The 18,475-nt window shown below is 68.8% G+C and carries 19 protein-coding genes and 2 tRNA genes; 13 read left to right on the top strand and 8 right to left on the bottom strand.

All coding sequences use genetic code 11. The features are described from left to right. Positions 1-7 precede the first annotated feature (7 nt). The 8 genes from RS82_RS20365 to RS82_RS20330 all read left to right on the top strand — a co-directional run bounded on the left by RS82_RS20365 (position 8) and on the right by RS82_RS20330 (position 7,867). A complete protein-coding gene (locus RS82_RS20365; RefSeq protein WP_045302830.1) occupies positions 8-817 on the top strand; it encodes a hypothetical protein in 810 nt (269 codons plus the stop codon). Positions 818-880: 63 nt separating this feature from the next. Then, complete coding sequence (locus tag RS82_RS20360) at positions 881-1,807, top strand: peptidoglycan DD-metalloendopeptidase family protein (RefSeq protein ID WP_045302828.1); 927 nt, start codon at positions 881-883, stop codon at positions 1,805-1,807. Further along, positions 1,804-2,220: a hypothetical protein gene (locus RS82_RS20355; protein WP_045302826.1), complete on the top strand. Its 417-nt coding sequence runs from the start codon at positions 1,804-1,806 to the stop codon at positions 2,218-2,220. Before RS82_RS20360 ends, RS82_RS20355 begins: the two co-directional genes overlap by 4 nt. A gap of 5 nt (positions 2,221-2,225) precedes the next feature. Continuing rightward, on the top strand, positions 2,226-2,528 hold the full coding sequence (locus tag RS82_RS20350) for a hypothetical protein (protein ID WP_157005700.1): 303 nt from the start codon (positions 2,226-2,228) through the stop codon (positions 2,526-2,528). Continuing rightward, a complete protein-coding gene (locus RS82_RS20345) occupies positions 2,512-2,991 on the top strand; it encodes a hypothetical protein (protein ID WP_045302823.1) in 480 nt (159 codons plus the stop codon). The genes RS82_RS20350 and RS82_RS20345 overlap by 17 nt, the downstream gene beginning before the upstream one ends. A 4-nt stretch (positions 2,992-2,995) precedes the next feature. Then, entirely contained in the window at positions 2,996-4,750 is a 1,755-nt protein-coding gene (locus tag RS82_RS20340; protein WP_045302821.1) for a hypothetical protein, read from the top strand. A gap of 2 nt (positions 4,751-4,752) precedes the next feature. Further along, entirely contained in the window at positions 4,753-5,187 is a 435-nt protein-coding gene (locus tag RS82_RS20335) for a hypothetical protein (protein ID WP_045302818.1), read from the top strand. Then, positions 5,180-7,867, top strand: coding sequence for a hypothetical protein (locus RS82_RS20330; RefSeq protein WP_157005698.1), 2,688 nt, complete (start codon positions 5,180-5,182; stop codon positions 7,865-7,867). Before RS82_RS20335 ends, RS82_RS20330 begins: the two co-directional genes overlap by 8 nt. A 55-nt stretch (positions 7,868-7,922) precedes the next feature. Here the strand turns inward: RS82_RS20330 and RS82_RS20325 are convergent, their stop codons facing one another. The 6 genes from RS82_RS20325 to RS82_RS20300 all read right to left on the bottom strand — a co-directional run bounded on the left by RS82_RS20325 (position 7,923) and on the right by RS82_RS20300 (position 12,568). Beyond that, positions 7,923-9,110, bottom strand: a complete 1,188-nt coding sequence (locus RS82_RS20325; protein ID WP_245619673.1) for an acyltransferase family protein — start codon at positions 9,108-9,110, stop codon at positions 7,923-7,925. Positions 9,111-9,257: 147 nt separating this feature from the next. Continuing rightward, the gene (locus tag RS82_RS20865) at positions 9,258-10,001 is read right to left on the bottom strand and encodes a DUF2637 domain-containing protein (RefSeq protein WP_052676950.1); all 744 of its coding nucleotides are present in this window, start codon (positions 9,999-10,001) and stop codon (positions 9,258-9,260) included. A gap of 100 nt (positions 10,002-10,101) precedes the next feature. Beyond that, entirely contained in the window at positions 10,102-11,466 is a 1,365-nt protein-coding gene (locus tag RS82_RS20860) for a tyrosine-type recombinase/integrase (protein ID WP_169748729.1), read from the bottom strand. Positions 11,467-11,678: 212 nt separating this feature from the next. Beyond that, positions 11,679-11,754, bottom strand: a tRNA-His gene (locus RS82_RS20310). A 37-nt stretch (positions 11,755-11,791) separates the two neighbouring features. After that, positions 11,792-12,418 (bottom strand): oligoribonuclease, encoded by a 627-nt coding sequence (gene orn / locus RS82_RS20305; protein ID WP_045302815.1) that lies wholly within the window; start codon positions 12,416-12,418, stop codon positions 11,792-11,794. Positions 12,419-12,495: 77 nt separating this feature from the next. After that, positions 12,496-12,568: transfer RNA gene (locus RS82_RS20300), tRNA-Arg, on the bottom strand. Between the two features lie 105 nt (positions 12,569-12,673). On the opposite strand from RS82_RS20300, the gene RS82_RS20295 reads away from it, so the two are divergent. After that, complete coding sequence (locus RS82_RS20295; RefSeq protein ID WP_045302813.1) at positions 12,674-12,886, top strand: hypothetical protein; 213 nt, start codon at positions 12,674-12,676, stop codon at positions 12,884-12,886. A 46-nt stretch (positions 12,887-12,932) separates the two neighbouring features. Here RS82_RS20295 and yczE read toward each other — a convergent pair whose 3' ends face one another. Next, on the bottom strand, positions 12,933-13,541 hold the full coding sequence (gene yczE, locus RS82_RS20290; RefSeq protein WP_045302811.1) for a membrane protein YczE: 609 nt from the start codon (positions 13,539-13,541) through the stop codon (positions 12,933-12,935). A 61-nt stretch (positions 13,542-13,602) separates the two neighbouring features. Here yczE and yczR point away from each other — a divergent pair, with 61 nt between their 5' ends. Then, a complete protein-coding gene (gene yczR / locus RS82_RS20285; protein WP_045302809.1) occupies positions 13,603-15,027 on the top strand; it encodes a MocR-like transcription factor YczR in 1,425 nt (474 codons plus the stop codon). Between the two features lie 45 nt (positions 15,028-15,072). Here the strand turns inward: yczR and RS82_RS20280 are convergent, their stop codons facing one another. Then, positions 15,073-15,336, bottom strand: coding sequence for a hypothetical protein (locus tag RS82_RS20280; protein WP_045302807.1), 264 nt, complete (start codon positions 15,334-15,336; stop codon positions 15,073-15,075). Between the two features lie 230 nt (positions 15,337-15,566). On the opposite strand from RS82_RS20280, the gene RS82_RS20275 reads away from it, so the two are divergent. The 3 genes from RS82_RS20275 (at position 15,567) to ettA (ending at position 18,475) form a co-directional block, all read left to right on the top strand. Further along, positions 15,567-16,112, top strand: coding sequence for a single-stranded DNA-binding protein (locus tag RS82_RS20275; RefSeq protein ID WP_084695785.1), 546 nt, complete (start codon positions 15,567-15,569; stop codon positions 16,110-16,112). 43 nt (positions 16,113-16,155) lie between these two features. Next, entirely contained in the window at positions 16,156-16,683 is a 528-nt protein-coding gene (locus RS82_RS21710) for a DUF6993 domain-containing protein (protein WP_245619672.1), read from the top strand. Positions 16,684-16,795: 112 nt separating this feature from the next. After that, a complete protein-coding gene (gene ettA, locus RS82_RS20265) occupies positions 16,796-18,475 on the top strand; it encodes an energy-dependent translational throttle protein EttA (protein ID WP_045302803.1) in 1,680 nt (559 codons plus the stop codon).

The raw sequence follows: 18,475 nt of genomic DNA, 5'->3' as shown, positions 1-18,475 counted from the left end.
GGACAGCATGGTCTACTCGGACAGAGCGACCGGCGCGGCCGGCCAGATGCGAATCGACTTCGACGGAACGACGGTCCGCTTCTACGTTTACGGCGGCTACTCGACGACGAACTCGGGCGGGTTGGGCTGGTCCGGCGTTGTCAACGGCGTCGGTGTCGGTGGGTCGACCGCATGGCCGACAGGATCGAAAGGTGCGCCCGGCATCCTGTTCGGCGCGTGGACGGCGAACTACGGCACGCAGACGGTGTCGTTCACCCTGAACTACACGGGCACGTCCGGCCTCGGCGGTCCGACGACCCACACGATGACGTTCACGCGGGAGAACCCCACCCCGCCTGCATCGCCACCGGATGCGCCGAACAACCTCCGCTTGCGGGCGGGAACTCTGACGCACCAGTCGTTCGGCGTCGACTACAACCGTGGGGCGACGCACGGTGCGGCGATCACCGCCGACATCGCAGAATGGTGGCTCGGCGTTCCGGGTGCCGCGGGTAGCGCTCTCGTCTGGCAGGACGGCACAGGTGCGCCCGGCAACGGCCCGAATTCGTACACGAACCCTCAGGGAAACGGGCTTGGCGCAGGCCCCGGCCCGCTCCTGCTTCCGGGCCTCGACTACTACGTGCGCATCAAGTCGGACGCGTACGGCGTCGGCTGGTCCGGGTGGTCGGCCACGTTCTCGCTGCGCACTCTCCCGAACGGTCGCATCAAGACCGGCGGTTCATACCGCGACTTGATCCGCTGGCGCAAGATCAGCGGCGTGTGGCGGCGGAGCATCCGTTGGCGCAAGGTCGACGGCACGTGGCGCAGGGTCCGCTGACCGTCCGCACACCCCATAGCCCCCGGCGATCGCCGGGGGCTTCGTCATGAAAGGAACAGCACCATGCTCCCTCTCCCTTTCGCCGCGAGCACCATCGGCGGCCGATTCGGTGACCCGCGCCCCAACGGGCGCAAGCACCTCGGGCTCGACTTCGGCGTGCCGCGGGGCTCCGACATCAGGGCATCCGGCACCGGGTTCGTGCGCCGCAAGGGGAAGTCCTCGCTCGGCGGGAACTTCTGCACGGTCGCGTACTCGAACGGGCTCGACCTCGTCTACTACCACTCCGACGTGACGTTCCCGATCGCAGTGAACGCACGCGTCGAAGAGGGCACGTTCCTCGGCGACGTCGGCTCGCTCGGCGCGGACTCCACCGGCCCGCACCTCCACCTCGAGGCGTACTGGTTCCCGTCGGGCACCGCCGTCGACCCGCTCGGAGTCCTCGGCGGACGCACCGTCGGCCAGGCGCTTCCGTCGACCGCCGGCGAGGCGTTCCCCGCCCGCAAGCTGTACGGGGCCGGCTGGGTGCTCTTCCTGCAGGACTTGCTCATCGCGTTCGGGCACGCCCCGGGACGCGACGGCGAGGACGGCGCGAAGACGCAGGCATCCGTCGCGCACGAGCAGACCGCCGCGAAGGCGAACGGCTACGGCACGATCAAGGTCGACGGCATCGGCGGCCAGGAGACGCTCGTCTACCTGCTCTGGGCGTTCCTCCGCTTCCGCGCGAAGCCCGAGAACGTCGCCGGACAGCCCGCCCGGATGCGCTACGGGAAGCCGTGGGTCGCGCTGATCCAGCGGCTTCTCAACGAGCTCGGCCACGGCCTCACCGTCGACGGCGAAGACGGCGCGAAGACGCAGGCTGCGGTCCGCCACGAGCAGACCGCGTCGCGCGGCAACGGCTACCCGGCGCTCGGCGTCGACGGCGTCGCCGGCTTCGAGACGGCGAAGTACCTCGTCTGGGCGATCGTCAAGTTCGCACTGCCCTGGTCGTGATCCGCCTCGCCCGCACGATGTGGGGCCGAATCAAGGAGCCGCGGTTCATCCGCGTTCTGTTCCTCGCCGGCTACATCGTGACCCTCACAACGGGCGTCGTCACGCTGACGGACCCGCCGGTGACCATCGAAGGGGCTCTCGGGCCGACTCTGTCGGTCGCGTGGTCGCTCTTCTGGATCATCGGCGGGCTCGCCGGCGCGGCCACCGTCCTGCAGGGGTGGTGGGAGGTCGAGCGATACGCAGTCGCCGCCTGCATGTTCGGCATCGGCATCTACACGATCGTCCTCGTCACCCTCCACATCGCCAGCCCCGGGAGCCGCCTCACGCAGCTCGGGATGCTCGCGATCGCCGCCCTGCTCTTCGTGCTTCGCCTGGCGCTGATCCGAGGACACGACTTCGAGCCCCGGGGGTGACGCCGTTGGACGAGTCCGTCCGCACGATCGCCGCGGTCTTGAGTGCCGTCGGCGCGACCGTGATCGTCCCGAAGCTCGCATCCGCACTCTGGAAGGCCGTCACCGGCCGTCCCGCGCGCCAACGGCGAGAGATCGACCGCGTGCGCTCCGTGGCCGACGACGAGGCGTACAAGCGTCGTCTCGCGGAAGAGCACGCATCGCACCTGAGGCGGCTCGCGTACGAAGCGCCGTGCATCCGAGTCGAAGACATCCCGCCCTGGCCGACCTACCACCGAAAGAAGGAACCCACTGATGACGAAACTCCGTGACCGCCTGAAGGCGGGACTCGAGAAGGCGCGTGCGTGGCTCACCGACGGACGCCGCGCCGCCGTGCACGGCACGCTCGCGGCGATCGGCGCGCTCGGCGTCACCGTCGGCTGGCTCAGCGAGACGCAGTCGACGTCGCTGCTCGCCGCGGCGGGATCGGCGCTCGTGCTCGCGCAGGGCGCGCTCGGCCTCACGCTGCTCCGCGCGTCGGATGCCGCGAAGTGGCTGAACACCGTCGGCCGTGGGCTCGTGTACAGCGCGGCGACCGCCGCGGGAGCCGCCGGTGTCGCGTTCAACCTCTGGGGCACCGGTGAGGCATCGCACGCCGTCGGCGTCGCGACGGCCGCGGTCACGATCCTGTCGTCCGTGCTGTCGATCGCGAACGTGCAGACCGTGCCGGTCGACGCCGAGACGGGTGCGTACCTCACGCGCCGTCAGTACCGCGCTCTGAACGCGAAGGGCTGACCGAATGGCCGGCTATCTCGTCGGGGGGCGTCTGGTAGCCGGTGGCGGGATCGGCGCGGGCGATATCACCGTCCGCGCCGTTCCCGCGTCCAGCGGCTCGTTCGAGCTCCCGCTGAACAACGACGGCTCGCTCGACATCGACCTGAACCTCCCAATGGTCGACCCGGTCACGAAGACCCGAGTCGACCTCCCGAACCTGCTCGTCCCGGGCCGCGACTGGCTCGCTTGGGTGGAGCGCACGACCCCGGGCAACCGTGACGGCGACGTCATCGTCGAAGCGGGCCCGATCTGGGGCGACCCGTTCACGTTCCCGAAGAGCGACCGCATCGTCGCGAACGGGCTGCTGTCGTACTTCGACCACCGTGTGATCCTCCCCGTGCTCGCCGCCGGCCAGCTTCCGCGCGACGTGACCTCGAGATGGTCCGGGCTGTCGCTTCGCACGATCATGAAGCGGATCGTGCAGCAGGCGATCGCCCATGCGGGCGCTGGCCTGCCGATCGACTTCGAGCCGGACTTCCTCGGCGATCACGAGCGCGAGTACCCTGGCGCGGACCTCAAGTTCGTCGCCGAGGCGCTTCGCGAACTCTCGCAGGTCGAGGGCGGTCCCGAGTTCGCGCTGCGGCCCAAGTTCCGCGACGACCGGCGCGGCATCCGGTGGGAACTGCTCACCGGTGCCCCTGAGCTCACCCAGGCCGGCGACGACCACTACTGGGACGTGTCGGTTCCGGACGCTCACGCGCGTGTCGTGTCGCTTGACAGAGACGGTAGCCAGCTGACCTCCCGCGACTTCGAGGTCGGCGCGACGTTCCGGAACATGATCCAGGACTCGTCTGCCGAATCGGACGCGACCGCGTTTGCCGCGGGGAACTGCACGCTCGACAAGCAGGATCGTTCCTGGGCCGCCCACGGCGTGCAGAGCATCAACCTCTACTCGCCGTCCAGCACCGACTCTTACGTGTCGATCGGCGGCGACGTCGGATCGGTGCGGCTCGGCATGGAGTCGGGTAAGACCTACGTGTTCTCAGCGACAGGCAACGTGAAGGAAACGCTCTCGGGCGGCGTCGTGTCCCACGCACCCCGCGAACGTGCTCTCGTCGTGCATTACCGCACCGGCGCGACGGCACCGTGGACGATCGTCACGTCGCCTCAGGTGCCGAACGTCGTCGGGTCGGCACTGCGCGTCGCCGTGACGTTCACGCTCCCCGACAACACGTCGGACGCGTTCATCCGCGCGTACCACGGGCGTACCGGCGGTCAAATCCGCTGGGATGCGTTCAGCCTCACCGAAGGCTCCGAGGTCGTCCCGTACAGCCCCGACCAGGTCCGCATCGAAGCCGTCGCCGAACGCGACGAACTCACGGAAGCTGGGTTCCCGCTGCTCGAGTCGGTGACGAGCCGATCGAGCGTCGTCCAGTCCAGCACGCTGCAGGCGTACGCGAACGAAGAGGTCGTGCGCGGCTCGGCTCACGTCGAGACGATCACGCTCATCGCGCGGCGCGACAAGGTGCCGAGGCTCGGAACGTACTGGCCGGGGGACTACGCCACGATCAACGTCGGCGAGAACCCCCGGCTCCCCAAGGGTCGGAACCGCGTCCGCATCGTCGGCATCCAGTTCGACAAGACCGGCTCCGTGACGATCGAATGCGCTCCCGAGCGCGTCGTCTCCGGCTACCCGGTGCCGTCCACCAAGCGCACCTGGCTGCGCGACCAACTGCGGCACCTCGCGAGGTCCGTAAGCGAATCCACAAGAGGGAAGTGACCATGCCCCTGATCTCAGGACTGATCCTCGATTCGTCGGGGAAGCCCGCGAACGGTTGGCTCCGCGTCCGCGCGAGCCGCCCGTTCGACACTTCGACTGGCCTCGTCACGACGGCACTTGCCACAGTTGCCGTCGTCGCCGGTGTGCCGACGCGCGACGGATCACCGTGGCAGTTGCCGCCGACGCCTGACGGCGTCGCCTACTCGATCGAACAAGACCTCGACGGCGACGCGATCGACAGGTTCACGGTCATTGCGCCCGACGAGTCGTCGATGACGTACACCGAACTCTTGTTCAACCGCGGCAACGGTGCCGGCACCGCGGGGCCGTACTGGTGGGATCTCACCGGCGGTCTCGATTTCCCCTCCACCGCCGTCAACGGCGACTGGGGGTATGACGCAGTTTCCGGCGACGTATGGAGGTACGAATATGCCTAAGGTTCTGGTTTCGACGATCAAGGGGCCTACGGGCGACGTGACGCCGGCGGCGATCGCAGCGCGCGACGCCGCGGTGATCGCCCGCGAGCAGGCCGAGCTCGCCGCAGCCGGCGTCCCGGCGGCTGTCGCGGCCGCGGTGGCGGCGACCGTCCCATCGATGGTCGATGCTGCGCTGGTGGGGCTCGATGTGCTCACCGTTGAGGCGGCTTCCGACACCTACCTCCGCATCAGCGCGGACGCGGGCGAGTCGCAGATTCCGACGGGCGGTTCCCTGCTCACCTACGGCGACAACTCGACCGTTTCGCCGCACTTCGGCGCGATCCTTGGCGGTGCTCACAGCCTCACCGGCTGGCCGGGAACCGCGGACGCGAACAAGCGGATCGACGGCGTCACCGGCAGCACCTCGTTTGTGCGTTCCGCAGTCCGCACGGTTCCGTTCGCGCCGCACTCGTTCGACATGGTCGTGCTCCGGATGGGCTTCTACGACCAGGGACACGTCGATTGGCCGACAGGCCGCTCGGCACAGTTCCAGCGCTCGCTCCGGACGATGCTCGCACTGTTGAGCGCTGAGACGCGCGTCGAAGAGACCGACGGCGCGTTCACCTACTCGGGCGCGTGGTCCAGCACCTCGGCCGACGGGAACTGGTCGGCCGGCAACAACAAGTACACGTCGTCGGTCGGCGCGTACGTCGACGTCCAGACCCCGGCAGGCAAGGACTCGTACATCTTGTACGGCGGCTCGAACAACGCCACGGGCGCGACGATCGCTGTCACCGACCACACCGCCGGCGATGCGCTGCTCGAGACGATCAGCACCGGCGCGACGCTCCCCGCAGGCGTGTCCGGTCCGATCGCCTGGCGTGTGCCGCCCACCGCCCGAGGTCACGTCATCCGGTTCACCCGCACCGCCGGCGCGACGTCGCTCACGATAGACGGGATGCTGGTGCAGGCTGAGGCACCCCCGCTCATCGTGTTCATCAAGAACCCCTACCTCAACGACTACACGGCCGTTCCCGGCGCGACCTCGGGATCGAACGCTCGGATCGACGAGGGCAACACGATCGCCGCCGGCGTGCTCGCAGCGTTCCCGCATGTGAAGGTCATCGACACCCAGGCGGACTCTTCGTGGGTGCCGGGGACGCACATGGTTGCCTCCGGGACTGGGTACACCGTCGCCGGGCACGCCCGCATCGCTGCGCTCATCGAGGCGGCGACGTTCACGCCCGCGAGCGGCATCGCCGGCATCACCCGAGACGACGCCGACGAGCGATACGCGCCCATCTCGATCTCCGAGGGAGCGCTGCGCTGGACCGATGACCGCATCGGCGGCATCATCGAGAACCCGTCGCTCGCAAGCCTCACCGACCAGACGGCCCAATGGAATGCCGCTATGGCGCTTCTCTCGGCGCGTGGTGGCGAGCTTCTGATCCCCGCTGGGGTCATCGGTATCGCGGGCGTCACGGCGCACGTGCCCGGCGGCGCGAAGATCGTTGGCGAGGGCTTCGACTACTCGCAGCCGAACGCGGGATGGACGACACCCGCAACGTCGTCGCCGCCCCGGTTCGGATCGGTGATCCGCGCGACGGCGGCTATGGACCGGCTGGTGCAGCTCGGGGTGACCGGTGGTGGCGGGTCCGTCGCTCCGGGTGTTCCGGGCGGTTCGATCTACGGGCTCTCGCTCGACGGTCGGAACCTCGCGAACACGGTCGTACGGACGGCGGCGCGACGGAACTTCATCGACTCGTGTCAGGTCTACTGGGGCGCGGTGAACGGCGTGCACTTCGCCGGGCAGAACTCGTACATGGTGGGCAAGGGCGTCGTCGCACAGAACGACATCGGCGACTGCGTCTTCATCGACTCCTACTTCGACCACAAGGTGTTCGATTGGGAGCTCCGTGAGATGGGCCCCACGGGAGCGGCGATCCGTCTCGCGGGCAACGTGAACGACGTGATGATCTCCCGCATCCACACGTGGGCCGGCGCGAACGGCATCGGCAAGCCCGCTCAGGGCCTCGTGGTGCTCGATGCCGGCACGGGGAACATCCACAACGTGTCCATCACCGACTGCATCCTCGAAGGCGTGCACGGCCCCGAGCTGCACCTGGAAGTGAAGACCGGGGGCACGATCCGCGGGCTGAAGTACCTCGGGCAGAACACGTTCAATTACGACACCGACGGGACTTTCCCGCTGGTGCGCGTAGTCGGCGACTCGTCGGGGGTCGGCGGAAACATCAACGAGGTCATCTTCTCGGGGAACTCGTCGATCGGCGACAACACCGCCGGCAACGTCTGGACCGCGTTCCTCGACTACTCGGGGACGTTCCAGTCGACCTCCGCGTGGGAGTTCGGGCCGAACGTGACCCGCTACATGGCGACGCACGTCCTCGGCACGCCTCCGCAGCTCCCGTACTTCTCAGGATCGAACCCGGTGCTCGAGGCGGCGACCCGTCGCTACGCGCGCTGGGAAGGTCGGGTCGCGCAGAACGGTGGCGGCACGACGTTCACGATCCCGCATAGCCTGTCACGCGCCCCGCGCACGGTGACGGTCACGCCGGGATCGGCGGATGCCGCGGCCGACTTCTACGTGACGAGCGATGCGACGAACATCACCGTCACGTACGCGGCGGCTCGTCCGGCCGGCGTCGGGAACGTCGCGCTGAACTGGTCCGCGTCGATCTGAGCAAGCAAACAGCCCCGGCTGGCACTTCGGTGCCGGCCGGGGCTGTTTCTGTGTTTCAGGCGCGCGTGTCGCTCGTCTCGCTCGGCGCGGCCGCGTCCTCAGTGTGCGTCGCGGGCCGCTGCTCGGCGAGCTCGGTCGTGGCGTGCTTCTGACGCGTGTTGAGGAAGTGCCGCTCGACAAGCAGGAACATCAGCCAGGACACGAACACGGCGACTGGGATGCACGCGAACGTCATCACGAGGTACTGCACGACGGTAGGTAGCCCGAGCGGGAGCAGCAGGAGATTCCCGAGCGCCAGGATCGGGCTGTGGAAGAGGTACACGCTGTACGAGATGAGCCCAAGGAACATCATCGGACGGGCCCGGAAGAACCGGCTTATCGCCGCCGGGCGTCCGGCGACCTCGCGGCGGCCGAGCCAGACGAGCGCGAGCGCCACCGTGATCCCGGCCGTCGTCTCGGCGATCGCCGTCGTCGGGAGCCCGACCACCTTCGTGCCGAGCATGAGCGCGACCGACACGGCGGCCGTCGCGAGCACGAGAAGCCCGAGCCGCTTCGGTGCGCGGACGGAGAATGTGAGTTGCGCCGCCCACATGCCGCACGCGAACAGCGCGACGAACCACGGATGGATGAACGCGCCGATGTTGAGGAAGTCGGACGCGACGGTGACGACCAGGAGCACGGAGACGATCGCGGGGGCCGGGATGCGCCGCCAGAGCGGGAGCAGGGCCAGAGCCATGACGAAGTAGATTTGCCACTCCACCGCGACGCTCCACAGCGGACCGTTGATCTGGAAAATCCACTCCGGGGAGAAGTCCTGTACGAGCAGGAGGTGCGAGACGAGCCCACCGATCGTGACGGGAAGCTTCGAGTCCCACGCGGTGTCCGCCGGCTGGCTCATCACCGGGACCAGGAAGATCAGCAGCAGTCCGAACAGCAGCGCCGCGTAGTAGGGCGGGAGGATGCGGCGCGCGCGGCGCTTGAAGAACCTCCCCATCCCGCCTCGGAACGTGAGGTCGGGCGTCATCGTCACGGGGAGCATCAGCACGTACCCCGAGAGGACGATGAACACGGCGACGCCGATGTAGCCCATTCCGATGACGAGTTCCCACAGCGGCATCGCCTCGGCGGCGTCGCCTGTGTGGCCCGTGAAGAGGAACGCGTGGTAGGCCACCACGAGCATCGCTGAGGCACCCCGCAGACCGTCGAGATAGGGGAACTCGGGACGCCGCACGCTATTCGTCACGTGGGGGAGAGTACTGCACCGCCGTTTCGGCGACGTAACCACACCTGTCACATCAATACCTTTCGCCACTCACTGATTCGTCTCCCAGGCCCCTCCGGGCTCATCCTCGCGATGGGCTCGGAGGGGCCGCTTTGTCGTGTCCCGGGCTCAGACCGCGACGAGCATCGGGTGCTCATCTACCTCGGGTTCGGCATCCGCACCTGGTGGGTTCAGCACGCGCGACACCGTCGACTTCGAGACGCCGACCTCGTCCGCGATCGCCGACAGTGGCTTGCCCTCCGCGCGGAGTTCCCGGATGCGGTGGTTGCGCTCGTCGACGCCGACCGCGGGCACCTCGCGGGCGGCGTGCGCGAGGTGGAACGCCTGCATCGCGACCATGAACTCGGACGGCTCGCCCTGGCTGCTCTCGAGTGGACTTGGCGACCCCTCGACAGCTTCCACGGAGGGCGCGGCCTCGGCCGGCACGGCATCCACCGCCGGCGGCGCGATGACCAGTCGCATCAGCGTGTGCGTCGTGATGAGCACCGCGATCGGCGCCAGGCCGGCGACGACCACCCCGATCCCGGTCCGCAGCGCCTCGGGCGCGTCGTCCCACGCGTGCACGCCGTTCGCGATCACCGACAGCGACGCGAACGTCGCCAGCGACGCCCACGCGAGCCGCGCCGACTCGCCGCGGTGCCGGAACACGAACGCCGCCAGCGTGTAGACGAGGATCGAGCCGTCGATCGTCACCGGCACCGCCCACGCGAGCCACCCCGACACGTGAGCCCACTCGGCCGCCGCGCCGAGCCCCGCGTACGAGAGCAGGAACGACGTGATCGCGAGCCCGGCGGTCGCGACGACCGCGACGACCGCGACGACAGGCGAGTCCGGATTGATGCGCGCGCTCACTGGGCACCTCCCGCGACACCGATCAACACCGCGGCGGCGATCACCAGCGCGTTGAGCCCGAGCACGATGAGCACGAACGGGTCGCGCCACCACGGCCGCTTCACGACGTCACCTCCACGGCATCGCGGAGCACAGCCTGAATGGTGCGGGTGCTCATCCCCATGCGGTCGGCGATCGCGCGCATCGTCATGCCCTGGCCGCGCATCGACCGGACCTTCGCGTCGCGGTCCTCGTGCGGGAGCGTGCGCTTCGCGGGCTCGATCGCGAGGGGCGGCAGAGCCTCGACGACCTCGGCGTCGATCATGTCGTCCTCTTCGATCACGTACTCGCTGTGCTCAGGCTCGGGCGCGGCGATCGCGGTCTGGCCGACCGCGCCGTCAAGGGTCTGCTCGATCGCGAACGCCAGGCGCTCGTGCGCGTCCGGCACGAGGTGGCCGTACACGTCGACCGTCGTCGTGATCTTCTCGTGCCCGAGCCGCGCCTGAATGTACGGGAGCGGCTGGCCGGCGGCGATGAGCCACGACGCGTGCGTGTGCCGCAGGTCGTGTGGAGTGGGGCGACGGGTGAGAGGTGTCAAGCCAAGCGACGCGCAGAGCTCCTTGTCCATCGCCTTCTCGACGGCAGGGTTCCACGTCGACCGGGAGAACCGTGCGTACCAGAGGTGGTTGCCCGACAGCTTCCCGGGGAAGACGAGCTCGTCGCCGTTTCCCGGCTGTCCGAGCGCGGTCGCGAGGCCCTGGTGCATCGACACAGTGCGTCGCGCCTTCGACGACTTCGGGTGCGCGAGCACCGGCCCGCCACCGCCCGACTTCTTCCACGCCTGCACGACGCGCACCGTCGGCGTCGCCGCCCACAGGTTCACGTCCCGCCAGTGCAGCGCCGTCGCCTCGCCCCACCGGAGGCCGGTGCCGGCGAGGAACAGCACGAACGGCTTGTAGTAGTCCCGGATGAAGTGGAGCAGGGTGCGGAACTCGGCGGGGGAGAGGAACACCGCCTCGCGCTTCACGCCCTGGCTGAGCCGCATCTTGAAAGCCGGGTTGTCGTCGCGGAGCTTCTGCGCGACGGCGGCCTTCAGGATAGACGACAGCAGGCCGTGGTAGTTCTTCACGGTCTTGGCCGACACCTTGCCGGTCGAGCTGCGCGTCGACGGCTGCTCTTCCTGCCACGCGAGCCACCGGCCCACGTCCTGCCGGTCGATCGCGTCGATCGGGAGCGCGCCGAGGATGCGCAGGAACGACAGCTCGGCCGCGCGCTCGTAGCCCTTGCGCGTGCCGTCCTCAATGCCGGTGAGGATGCCCGACTTCTTGTCGAGATACGTCGCCGTGAACTCGCGCAGGGTCGGCGTCGCCTCGAGCGATGCGCGCCGGCGTTCGAGCACCATCCGCGCGGCCTCGCCGCCGATCTGGTCGACCAGGTCGCCGAACTCGTATGCGCCGACGGGATCTTCGAATGTCTCCTGCTTCATCGCTCCGCGGACGCGGAACTGCACACGGTAGGAGACGGCTCCTGTCCGCTCCGAAATGCGCTCGGTAACACTCGCCATTGGTCACTCACTTTCCGCCCTATGACTGGGCTGACGGTGCGTGATCTATGCGGTGCAGAACCTTCCGATGTAGGCGAGATGTAGGCAAAGAGCTTTCAGAGCCGGAATCACCCTTGATTTTTCAAGGATATACATGGGGTGAGTAACGGGACTTGAACCCGCGACCCCCTGGACCACAACCAGGTGCTCTACCAACTGAGCTATACCCACCATGTCTCCCGCTCGCGCGGGCAACCAGACGATTCTCTCACACCTCCGGAGCAAACGACGACACGACGGCAGCAGCCGCCGCGCGCGCGCCGTCGCTCGTCGGACCGGGCTCCGGAACGAACACCGCCTGGCGGTAGTAGGCGAGCTCGCGGATCGACTCGAGGATGTCGGCCAAGGCGCGGTGACCGCCGTCCTTCGCGGGTGCGTGGATGTACGCGCGCGGGTACCAGCGGCGCGAAAGCTCCTTGATGCTCGACACGTCGACGTTGCGGTAGTGCAGCCAGCGGTCCACCCGCGGCATGTACTTTGCGAGGAACATGCGGTCGGTGCCGATCGTGTTCCCGGCGAGAGGTGCCTTCCCCTCGAGCGGGACGAATCGCTGGATGTACTCGAGGACCTGGAACTCCGCGTCCGCCAGGCTGACGCCCTGCGGGATCTCGTCGAGCAACCCGGAACTGCGGTGCATATTGGTGACGAACTCGTTCATGTTCGCCAGCGCCGAGTCGTCGGGTCTGATCACGACGGAGAAGCCTGGATCGAGCGTGCGCAGCTCGAAATCGGTGATGACCACAGCGATCTCCACCAGTTCGTCCACGCCCAGGTCGAGCCCGGTCATCTCGCAGTCGATCCACACCAGACGGTCGTTCTCGGATGCACCCACCATGTGCTCCATCCTTGTCGCAAGTCCAGACATCCCACGGGCCTGGACTCGGGTGCCGACTCCCACGCCAGCCCCGTTCGCCCCTCCGGGAGGATTCGAACCCCCGACCTGGCGGGTAGAAACCGCTCGCTCTGTCCCCTGAGCTACGGAGGGATGGGTCTTCCACACTACCGGGTCGCACCACGCCGTCGCGGACGCTGGCGCATCACGTTCTCTCGGCGTAGCGTCAGGACCGGACGCATCGAAAGGAGTTCACCGATGAGCACCACGGAGACGCACCACCCGCTCTGGGTCGCCTACGGAGCATCCGGCGTCGCCGGAAGCATCCGCAAGGACGACGGCGGCTACACGGTCACCATGGCCGGCGCAAGCGAAGCGACGGGCACATACCCGACGATGGAGATCGCGAAGAGCGCACTTCACTCGCACATGACGCCTGGCAGCGACTGGCCCATGTTCCGCGAGCACTGATGCGCACGGCGCACGCGATCGTCTGAGCGCCGTGGGCTGACGCGCGTCACGCCGAGTGCTCGGCGGCGACGCGCGTCGGCTTTCTGCGTGTGTCGAGCAGGGGCAGTGCGACGTGCACCAGCGGCCCGATGAGGACGGCGAAGAGCACCGTGCCGATGCCGATCGTGCCGCCCAGCAGCCATCCAACGATGAGCACCGAGACCTCGACGAGTGCGCGGCACAGCCAGATCGGCCAGCCGAGGCGGGCGTTCATGCCCGTCATGAGGCCGTCCCGGGGTCCAGGGCCGAAGTGTGCGCCGATGTAGAGGCCCGACGCGACCGCGACCACGACGATCCCGCCGAGCAGTGTCGCGAGCTGGGCGGCGAAGCCCGATACCGGCGGAACGACCCCGAGGACGACCTGCATGCTGGTGCCGACCAGGAGGATGTTGGCGATCGTCCCGACGCCCGGCTTCTGCCTGAGCGGAATCCACAACAGCAGCACGAAGAAGCCGACGATGTTGGTGATCCAGCCGATGCCGATCCCCGTGCGGACGGAGAGCCCCTGGGCGAACACCGTCCAGGGGTCGACCCCGAGGCCGGCTTCGACGGTCAGGGCGCAGCCCGCTCCGTAGAGGAAGAGGCCGACGAGCAGCTGGGCGATTCGGCGTGGCATGCGTCCATCCAATCGTAGAATTGGATCGACGCATGCAGTCCAATATGAGTACCCTGGCCTCATGGACTCCCGCATCTCCGCGCGCGCCCTGGCGGCCGCCCTGGGCGGCTGGCGCACTCGCGAGCCCGCGTACGAAGCACTGGCCGACGGCATCCGCCTGCTCTGTCTGGACAACCGCCTCGCCCCTCGCACCGCGCTGCCCGCCGAGCGCGAGTTGGCGGCCGCCCTTCACCTGAGCCGCAGCACAGTCGCGGCGGCCTATCGAAGCCTGCGGGAGACCGCCCACATCGCGAGCCTGCGCGGGTCGGGCAGCGTCACGCTGCCTCTCGGGCGCAGGGAGCCCGGGCGCGCCGACGCCGCTGAGGGGATGATCGATCTCCAGCAGGCCAGCCCGCCCGCATGGCCGGGCCTGGCCGGGATCATGGCCGAGACGGCAGGCGCCGCGTCCGCCCTGGTGTCGCGCGTGGGTTACGACGTCCTCGGGCGCATCGAGCTGCGTGAGGCCATCGCCGACCGCTACACCGCACGCGGGGTGCCGACGCGACCTGACGAGGTGCTCGTCACGACGGGCGCCCAGAGCGCGATACATCTCGTGTCGTCGGTGCTCATCGGCCGGGGCGACCGCGTGCTGGTCGAGACGCCGACCTATCCGCACGCTGCCGACGCTCTCCGCCGGGCCGGCGCCCGGCTCGTGGGCGTGCCCGTGACCACCGAAGCGGGCTGGGACCTCGATCGAGCCGAGCAGGCCTTTGCACGTACCCTCCCCGTGATGGCGTACCTGATGCCCGACTTCCAGAACCCCACGGGCCGGAGCATGAGCGTCGGCGAGCGTGAGGCGATGCTCGCGGCGGGGGAGCGGTCGGGATCGGTGCTCGTCCTCGATGAGACCACCGCGGATCTGGACATCGACCGCGGATCCCTCGCGGCAGGCTTCGCGGCGTCGGAGCCCGGGACGGTCGTGCGCATCGGCTCTCTGGGCAAGACGGTGTGGGGTGGGCTGCGGCTCGGGTGGGTGCGCGCCGACGGCGATCTGATCCGCAGACTCGTCGCGGCGCGGCCCGCACATGACCTCGGCACGCCCGAGTTCGAGCAGGCGATCGCGACCCGGCTGCTCTCGCAGTTCGAGGACGTCGTCGTGCAACGCTCAGAGCTGCTGCGATCGGGGCGGGACGCGCTCGTGCGGGCGCTGAAACAGCGCCTGCCCTCGTGGGACCTGCCCGAAGTGCATGGCGGCGTCTCGCTCTGGATCGAACTGGGCGCCCCGCTCAGTTCCGCGCTGGTCATCGAGGCGCGGGCACGCGGGGTGCTGTTGAGCGCCGGGCCGCGCTTCTCCGTTGAGGGCGGGCACGAGCGACACCTCCGCGTGCCTTTCACTGCGCCGCCCGAGGAGATGGTGCGCGCCGCAGACGTGCTCGCCGACGCCTGGTCGTCGGTGCGCGCCGGTGCGCCGTCGACGCTGGTGGAGCAGGTCGGCGCGGTCATCTGAACACGCGGGCCTGCGCCCCACCCCACCCCACCCCGGCTCGCGGTCTCAGCGGGCGAACACCAGACACTCGACCGCGTCGTCGGCGCTCCAGAAATCGCCCAGATCGCGGAAGGCGTGCGCTGCGGGGCTGTAGCGTCGCGCGCGGAAGCGGATGGCGCCCGCCTGCGCGACCTCTTGGAGATGGCCGATCACGCGCCCGTCCGGTTCCACGACCCGCCAGAGGGACGGCGACGCGGCGATGAGACGCAAGCGGGTCCGCGTCTGGAGCGTCGGCGGGCCCGATGTGCGGGTTTCAACGAGAGCTGGCATGGTGTACCTCCTCTGCGTTCGAACATAGCTACGACCGCCGACATTCCTGGCGGGAGGGCTTCTCCGGCGTTTCCTCCCCAGCGACGCGAACCAAGTCGCTGTCCACAGATCGCCGGCCCGCCTCACTCCGAGCGCTTGCGCGCGGGGAGGCTGAGTGCACTGCCGGCGTCCTCGGGCACGGGGCGCCGGCAGGACCGAGGAGGGTCCTCGGGAGACAGAGAGGATGAGCGATGAGCGACAGAGGCGACACCATCACGATCACCGGCAATGTGGCGACACCTCCGGAGTTGAAACGCACGCCGGCCGGGGTGCCGATCGCCACCTTCCGGGTGGCGAGCGGCCAGCGACGCTACGACCGCGCAGCGGAAGCGTGGACCGACGCCGGGACGAACTGGTACACCGTCTCGGTGTTCCGCTCGCTGGCCGACCACGCGTATCGGTCGTTGCAGAAGGGAGATCGGGTGATCCTCACCGGCCGCCTGCGGCTGCGCGAATGGGACAACGGCACCCGCCGTGGCACGGCGATCGAGATCGACGCCGAGGCGATCGGGCACGACCTGCTCTGGGGGACGACGACGTTCGTGAAGGATGCCAACGGCGCGACGATCGATGCCGCCGGGGCCCGGCCGGCTCCGGTCGGCGACGACGCGTGGGCGACCCCCGGGGTCGACGGCGCGTCCGCAGGTGAAGAGATCGAAGGGGCCGCGAGGCCGATGCTCGCCGCCGTCGCGACGGGCGCTGACTCGTCGACGGGCGGCACGGACGCGCCCTTCTGAGGCGTTCAGCTTGCGCGGGGCCGGCGGCCCCTAAACTCTCCCCGTGGCCCGAGACCTCCCGCCCCGCGCTCGCTTCGACGTCCGTTCACTGCGCGCCATGCGGGTGATCGCCGCACTCGCGCTCGTCGGCGCGCTCACCGCGTGCAGCCCTGGTGAGCCGGAGCCCGAGCCGGAGCCGACCACGACGACGACCGACGGCGCCCCGAGCCCGAGCGCCTCGCCGACGACGCCGCCGGAGCCCACGCTCGTGCCGGAGGGGACGGCTGACGACAACCTCCCGCTGTTCTCGTCGGTCACCGCGGCGGTGTGGGCGACGGACGCCCGGGTGACGGGCCGGGCGTATATCGATGCGCTCACCGCGGCGGGGTTCGACAAGGCCGCGATGCAGGTGACGCAGGACCTTTCGACGGTGGGCAATCCCGCCGAGAGCATCCAGTTCTCTGTGCGGTGGAACGACCAGTGCCTCGTCGGCCAGGTCGGCCCGGCGACGGGAGATCCCGTCACCGTCGTGGTCCCGGTGCTCGCCGAGGGGAACTGCCTCGTCGGGCAGACGCGGCCCATCGACTGGTGAGGCCCGACCGCCACCCGCACCGGCTCGGACGCGGGTCGGCTCACGCCGCTCGTCGCGTCGCCCGGTAGGCTGGGACGCTGACGTCTGAAGTCCAAAGAGAGCAGAAACCCGCATGGCTGAGTACATCTACTCGATGGTCCGCGCCCGTAAGGCCGTCGGCGACAAGCTGATCCTCGACGACGTCACGATGGCGTTCCTCCCCGGCGCGAAGATCGGCATGGTCGGTCCCAACGGCGCGGGAAAGTCGACGATCCTGAAGATCATGGCCGGGCTCGACACGCCGTCGAACGGTGAGGCAAAGCTCAGCCCGGGTTTCACGGTCGGCATCCTGATGCAGGAGCCCGAGCTCGACGAGACCAAGACGGTCCTCGAGAACATCCAGGACGGCATCGCGATCAAGGCGAAGGTCGACCGGTTCAACGAGATCTCCGGCCTCATGGCCGACCCCGACGCCGACTTCGACGCCCTGCTCGCCGAGATGGGCGTGCTCCAGGAGGAGATCGACGCCGCTGACGCCTGGGACCTCGACTCCCAGCTCGAACAGGCGATGGACGCGCTGCGCACCCCGCCGGCCGACGCCGAGATCGGCCCGCTCTCGGGTGGTGAGAAGCGGCGCGTCGCCCTGACCAAGCTCCTGCTGCAGAAGCCCGATCTGCTCCTGCTCGACGAGCCCACGAACCACCTCGACGCAGAGAGCGTGCTCTGGCTCGAGCAGCACCTTCAGAAGTACCCCGGCGCCGTGATCGCGATCACCCACGACCGGTACTTCCTCGACAACGTCGCGGAGTGGATCGCCGAGGTCGACCGCGGGCGTCTGATCGGCTACGAGGGGAACTACTCGACCTACCTGGAGAAGAAGTCGGAGCGCCTCGCCATCCAGGGCAAGAAGGACGCCAAGCTCGCCAAGCGCCTCGCCGAGGAGCTCGAATGGGTGCGCTCGAACCAGAAGGGGCGCCAGGCCAAGTCGAAGGCGCGTCTCGCGCGCTACGAGGAGATGGCGGCCGAGGCCGACCGCACCCGCAAGCTCGACTTCGAGGAGATCACGATTCCGCCCGGACCGCGCCTGGGCAGCGTCGTGATCGAGGCGAAGAAGCTGCAGAAGGGCTTCGACGGCCGCTCGCTCATCGACGGGCTGAGCTTCACGCTCCCGCCGAACGGCATCGTCGGCGTCATCGGCCCGAACGGTGTGGGAAAGACGACGCTTTTCAAGACCATCGTGGGTCTCGAACCCCTCGACGGCGGCGACCTCAAGGTCGGCGAGACGGTCAAGATCAGCTACGTCGACCAGTCGCGTGCCAGCATCGATCCGAACAAGACACTGTGGGAGGTCGTGTCGGACGGGCTCGACATCATCACGGTCGGCAAGACCGAGATCCCGTCGCGCGCCTATGTGTCGAAGTTCGGGTTCAAGGGTCCCGACCAGCAGAAGAAGGCGGGAGTGCTCTCCGGCGGTGAGCGCAACCGCCTCAACCTCGCGCTCACGCTCAAGGAGGGCGGCAACCTGCTGCTCCTCGACGAGCCGACCAACGACCTCGACGTCGAGACGCTGCAGTCGCTTGAGAACGCCCTGCTCGAGTTCCCCGGGTGTGCCGTGGTCATCACGCACGACCGGTGGTTCCTCGACCGCATCGCGACCCACATCCTCGCGTACGAAGGCACCGACGAAGACCCCGACAAGTGGTACTGGTTCGAGGGGAACTTCGAGGCGTACGAGGCCAACAAGGTCGAACGCCTGGGCGTGGAGGCGGCACGTCCGCACCGCACCGCGTACCGCAAGCTCACACGTGACTGA

The organism is Microbacterium trichothecenolyticum (assembly GCF_000956465.1).
In the GTDB taxonomy this organism is placed as follows: domain Bacteria; phylum Actinomycetota; class Actinomycetes; order Actinomycetales; family Microbacteriaceae; genus Microbacterium; species Microbacterium trichothecenolyticum.
Note: the sequence above shows the minus strand (reverse complement) of the source record. Positions and strands in the feature narration are given on the sequence as shown.

Coding starts and splice junctions, on each gene's coding strand:
- RS82_RS20365 (WP_045302830.1), top strand. CDS start 8: ATGGTCTACTCGGACAGAGCGACCGGCGCGGCCGGCCAGATGCGAATC.
- RS82_RS20360 (WP_045302828.1), top strand. CDS start 881: ATGCTCCCTCTCCCTTTCGCCGCGAGCACCATCGGCGGCCGATTCGGT.
- RS82_RS20345 (WP_045302823.1), top strand. CDS start 2,512: ATGACGAAACTCCGTGACCGCCTGAAGGCGGGACTCGAGAAGGCGCGT.
- RS82_RS20340 (WP_045302821.1), top strand. CDS start 2,996: ATGGCCGGCTATCTCGTCGGGGGGCGTCTGGTAGCCGGTGGCGGGATC.
- RS82_RS20335 (WP_045302818.1), top strand. CDS start 4,753: ATGCCCCTGATCTCAGGACTGATCCTCGATTCGTCGGGGAAGCCCGCG.
- RS82_RS20330 (WP_157005698.1), top strand. CDS start 5,180: ATGCCTAAGGTTCTGGTTTCGACGATCAAGGGGCCTACGGGCGACGTG.
- RS82_RS20860 (WP_169748729.1), bottom strand. CDS start 11,466: ATGAAGCAGGAGACATTCGAAGATCCCGTCGGCGCATACGAGTTCGGC.
- orn (WP_045302815.1), bottom strand. CDS start 12,418: ATGGTGGGTGCATCCGAGAACGACCGTCTGGTGTGGATCGACTGCGAG.
- RS82_RS20295 (WP_045302813.1), top strand. CDS start 12,674: ATGAGCACCACGGAGACGCACCACCCGCTCTGGGTCGCCTACGGAGCA.
- yczE (WP_045302811.1), bottom strand. CDS start 13,541: ATGCCACGCCGAATCGCCCAGCTGCTCGTCGGCCTCTTCCTCTACGGA.
- yczR (WP_045302809.1), top strand. CDS start 13,603: ATGGACTCCCGCATCTCCGCGCGCGCCCTGGCGGCCGCCCTGGGCGGC.
- RS82_RS20280 (WP_045302807.1), bottom strand. CDS start 15,336: ATGCCAGCTCTCGTTGAAACCCGCACATCGGGCCCGCCGACGCTCCAG.
- RS82_RS20275 (WP_084695785.1), top strand. CDS start 15,567: ATGAGCGACAGAGGCGACACCATCACGATCACCGGCAATGTGGCGACA.
- ettA (WP_045302803.1), top strand. CDS start 16,796: ATGGCTGAGTACATCTACTCGATGGTCCGCGCCCGTAAGGCCGTCGGC.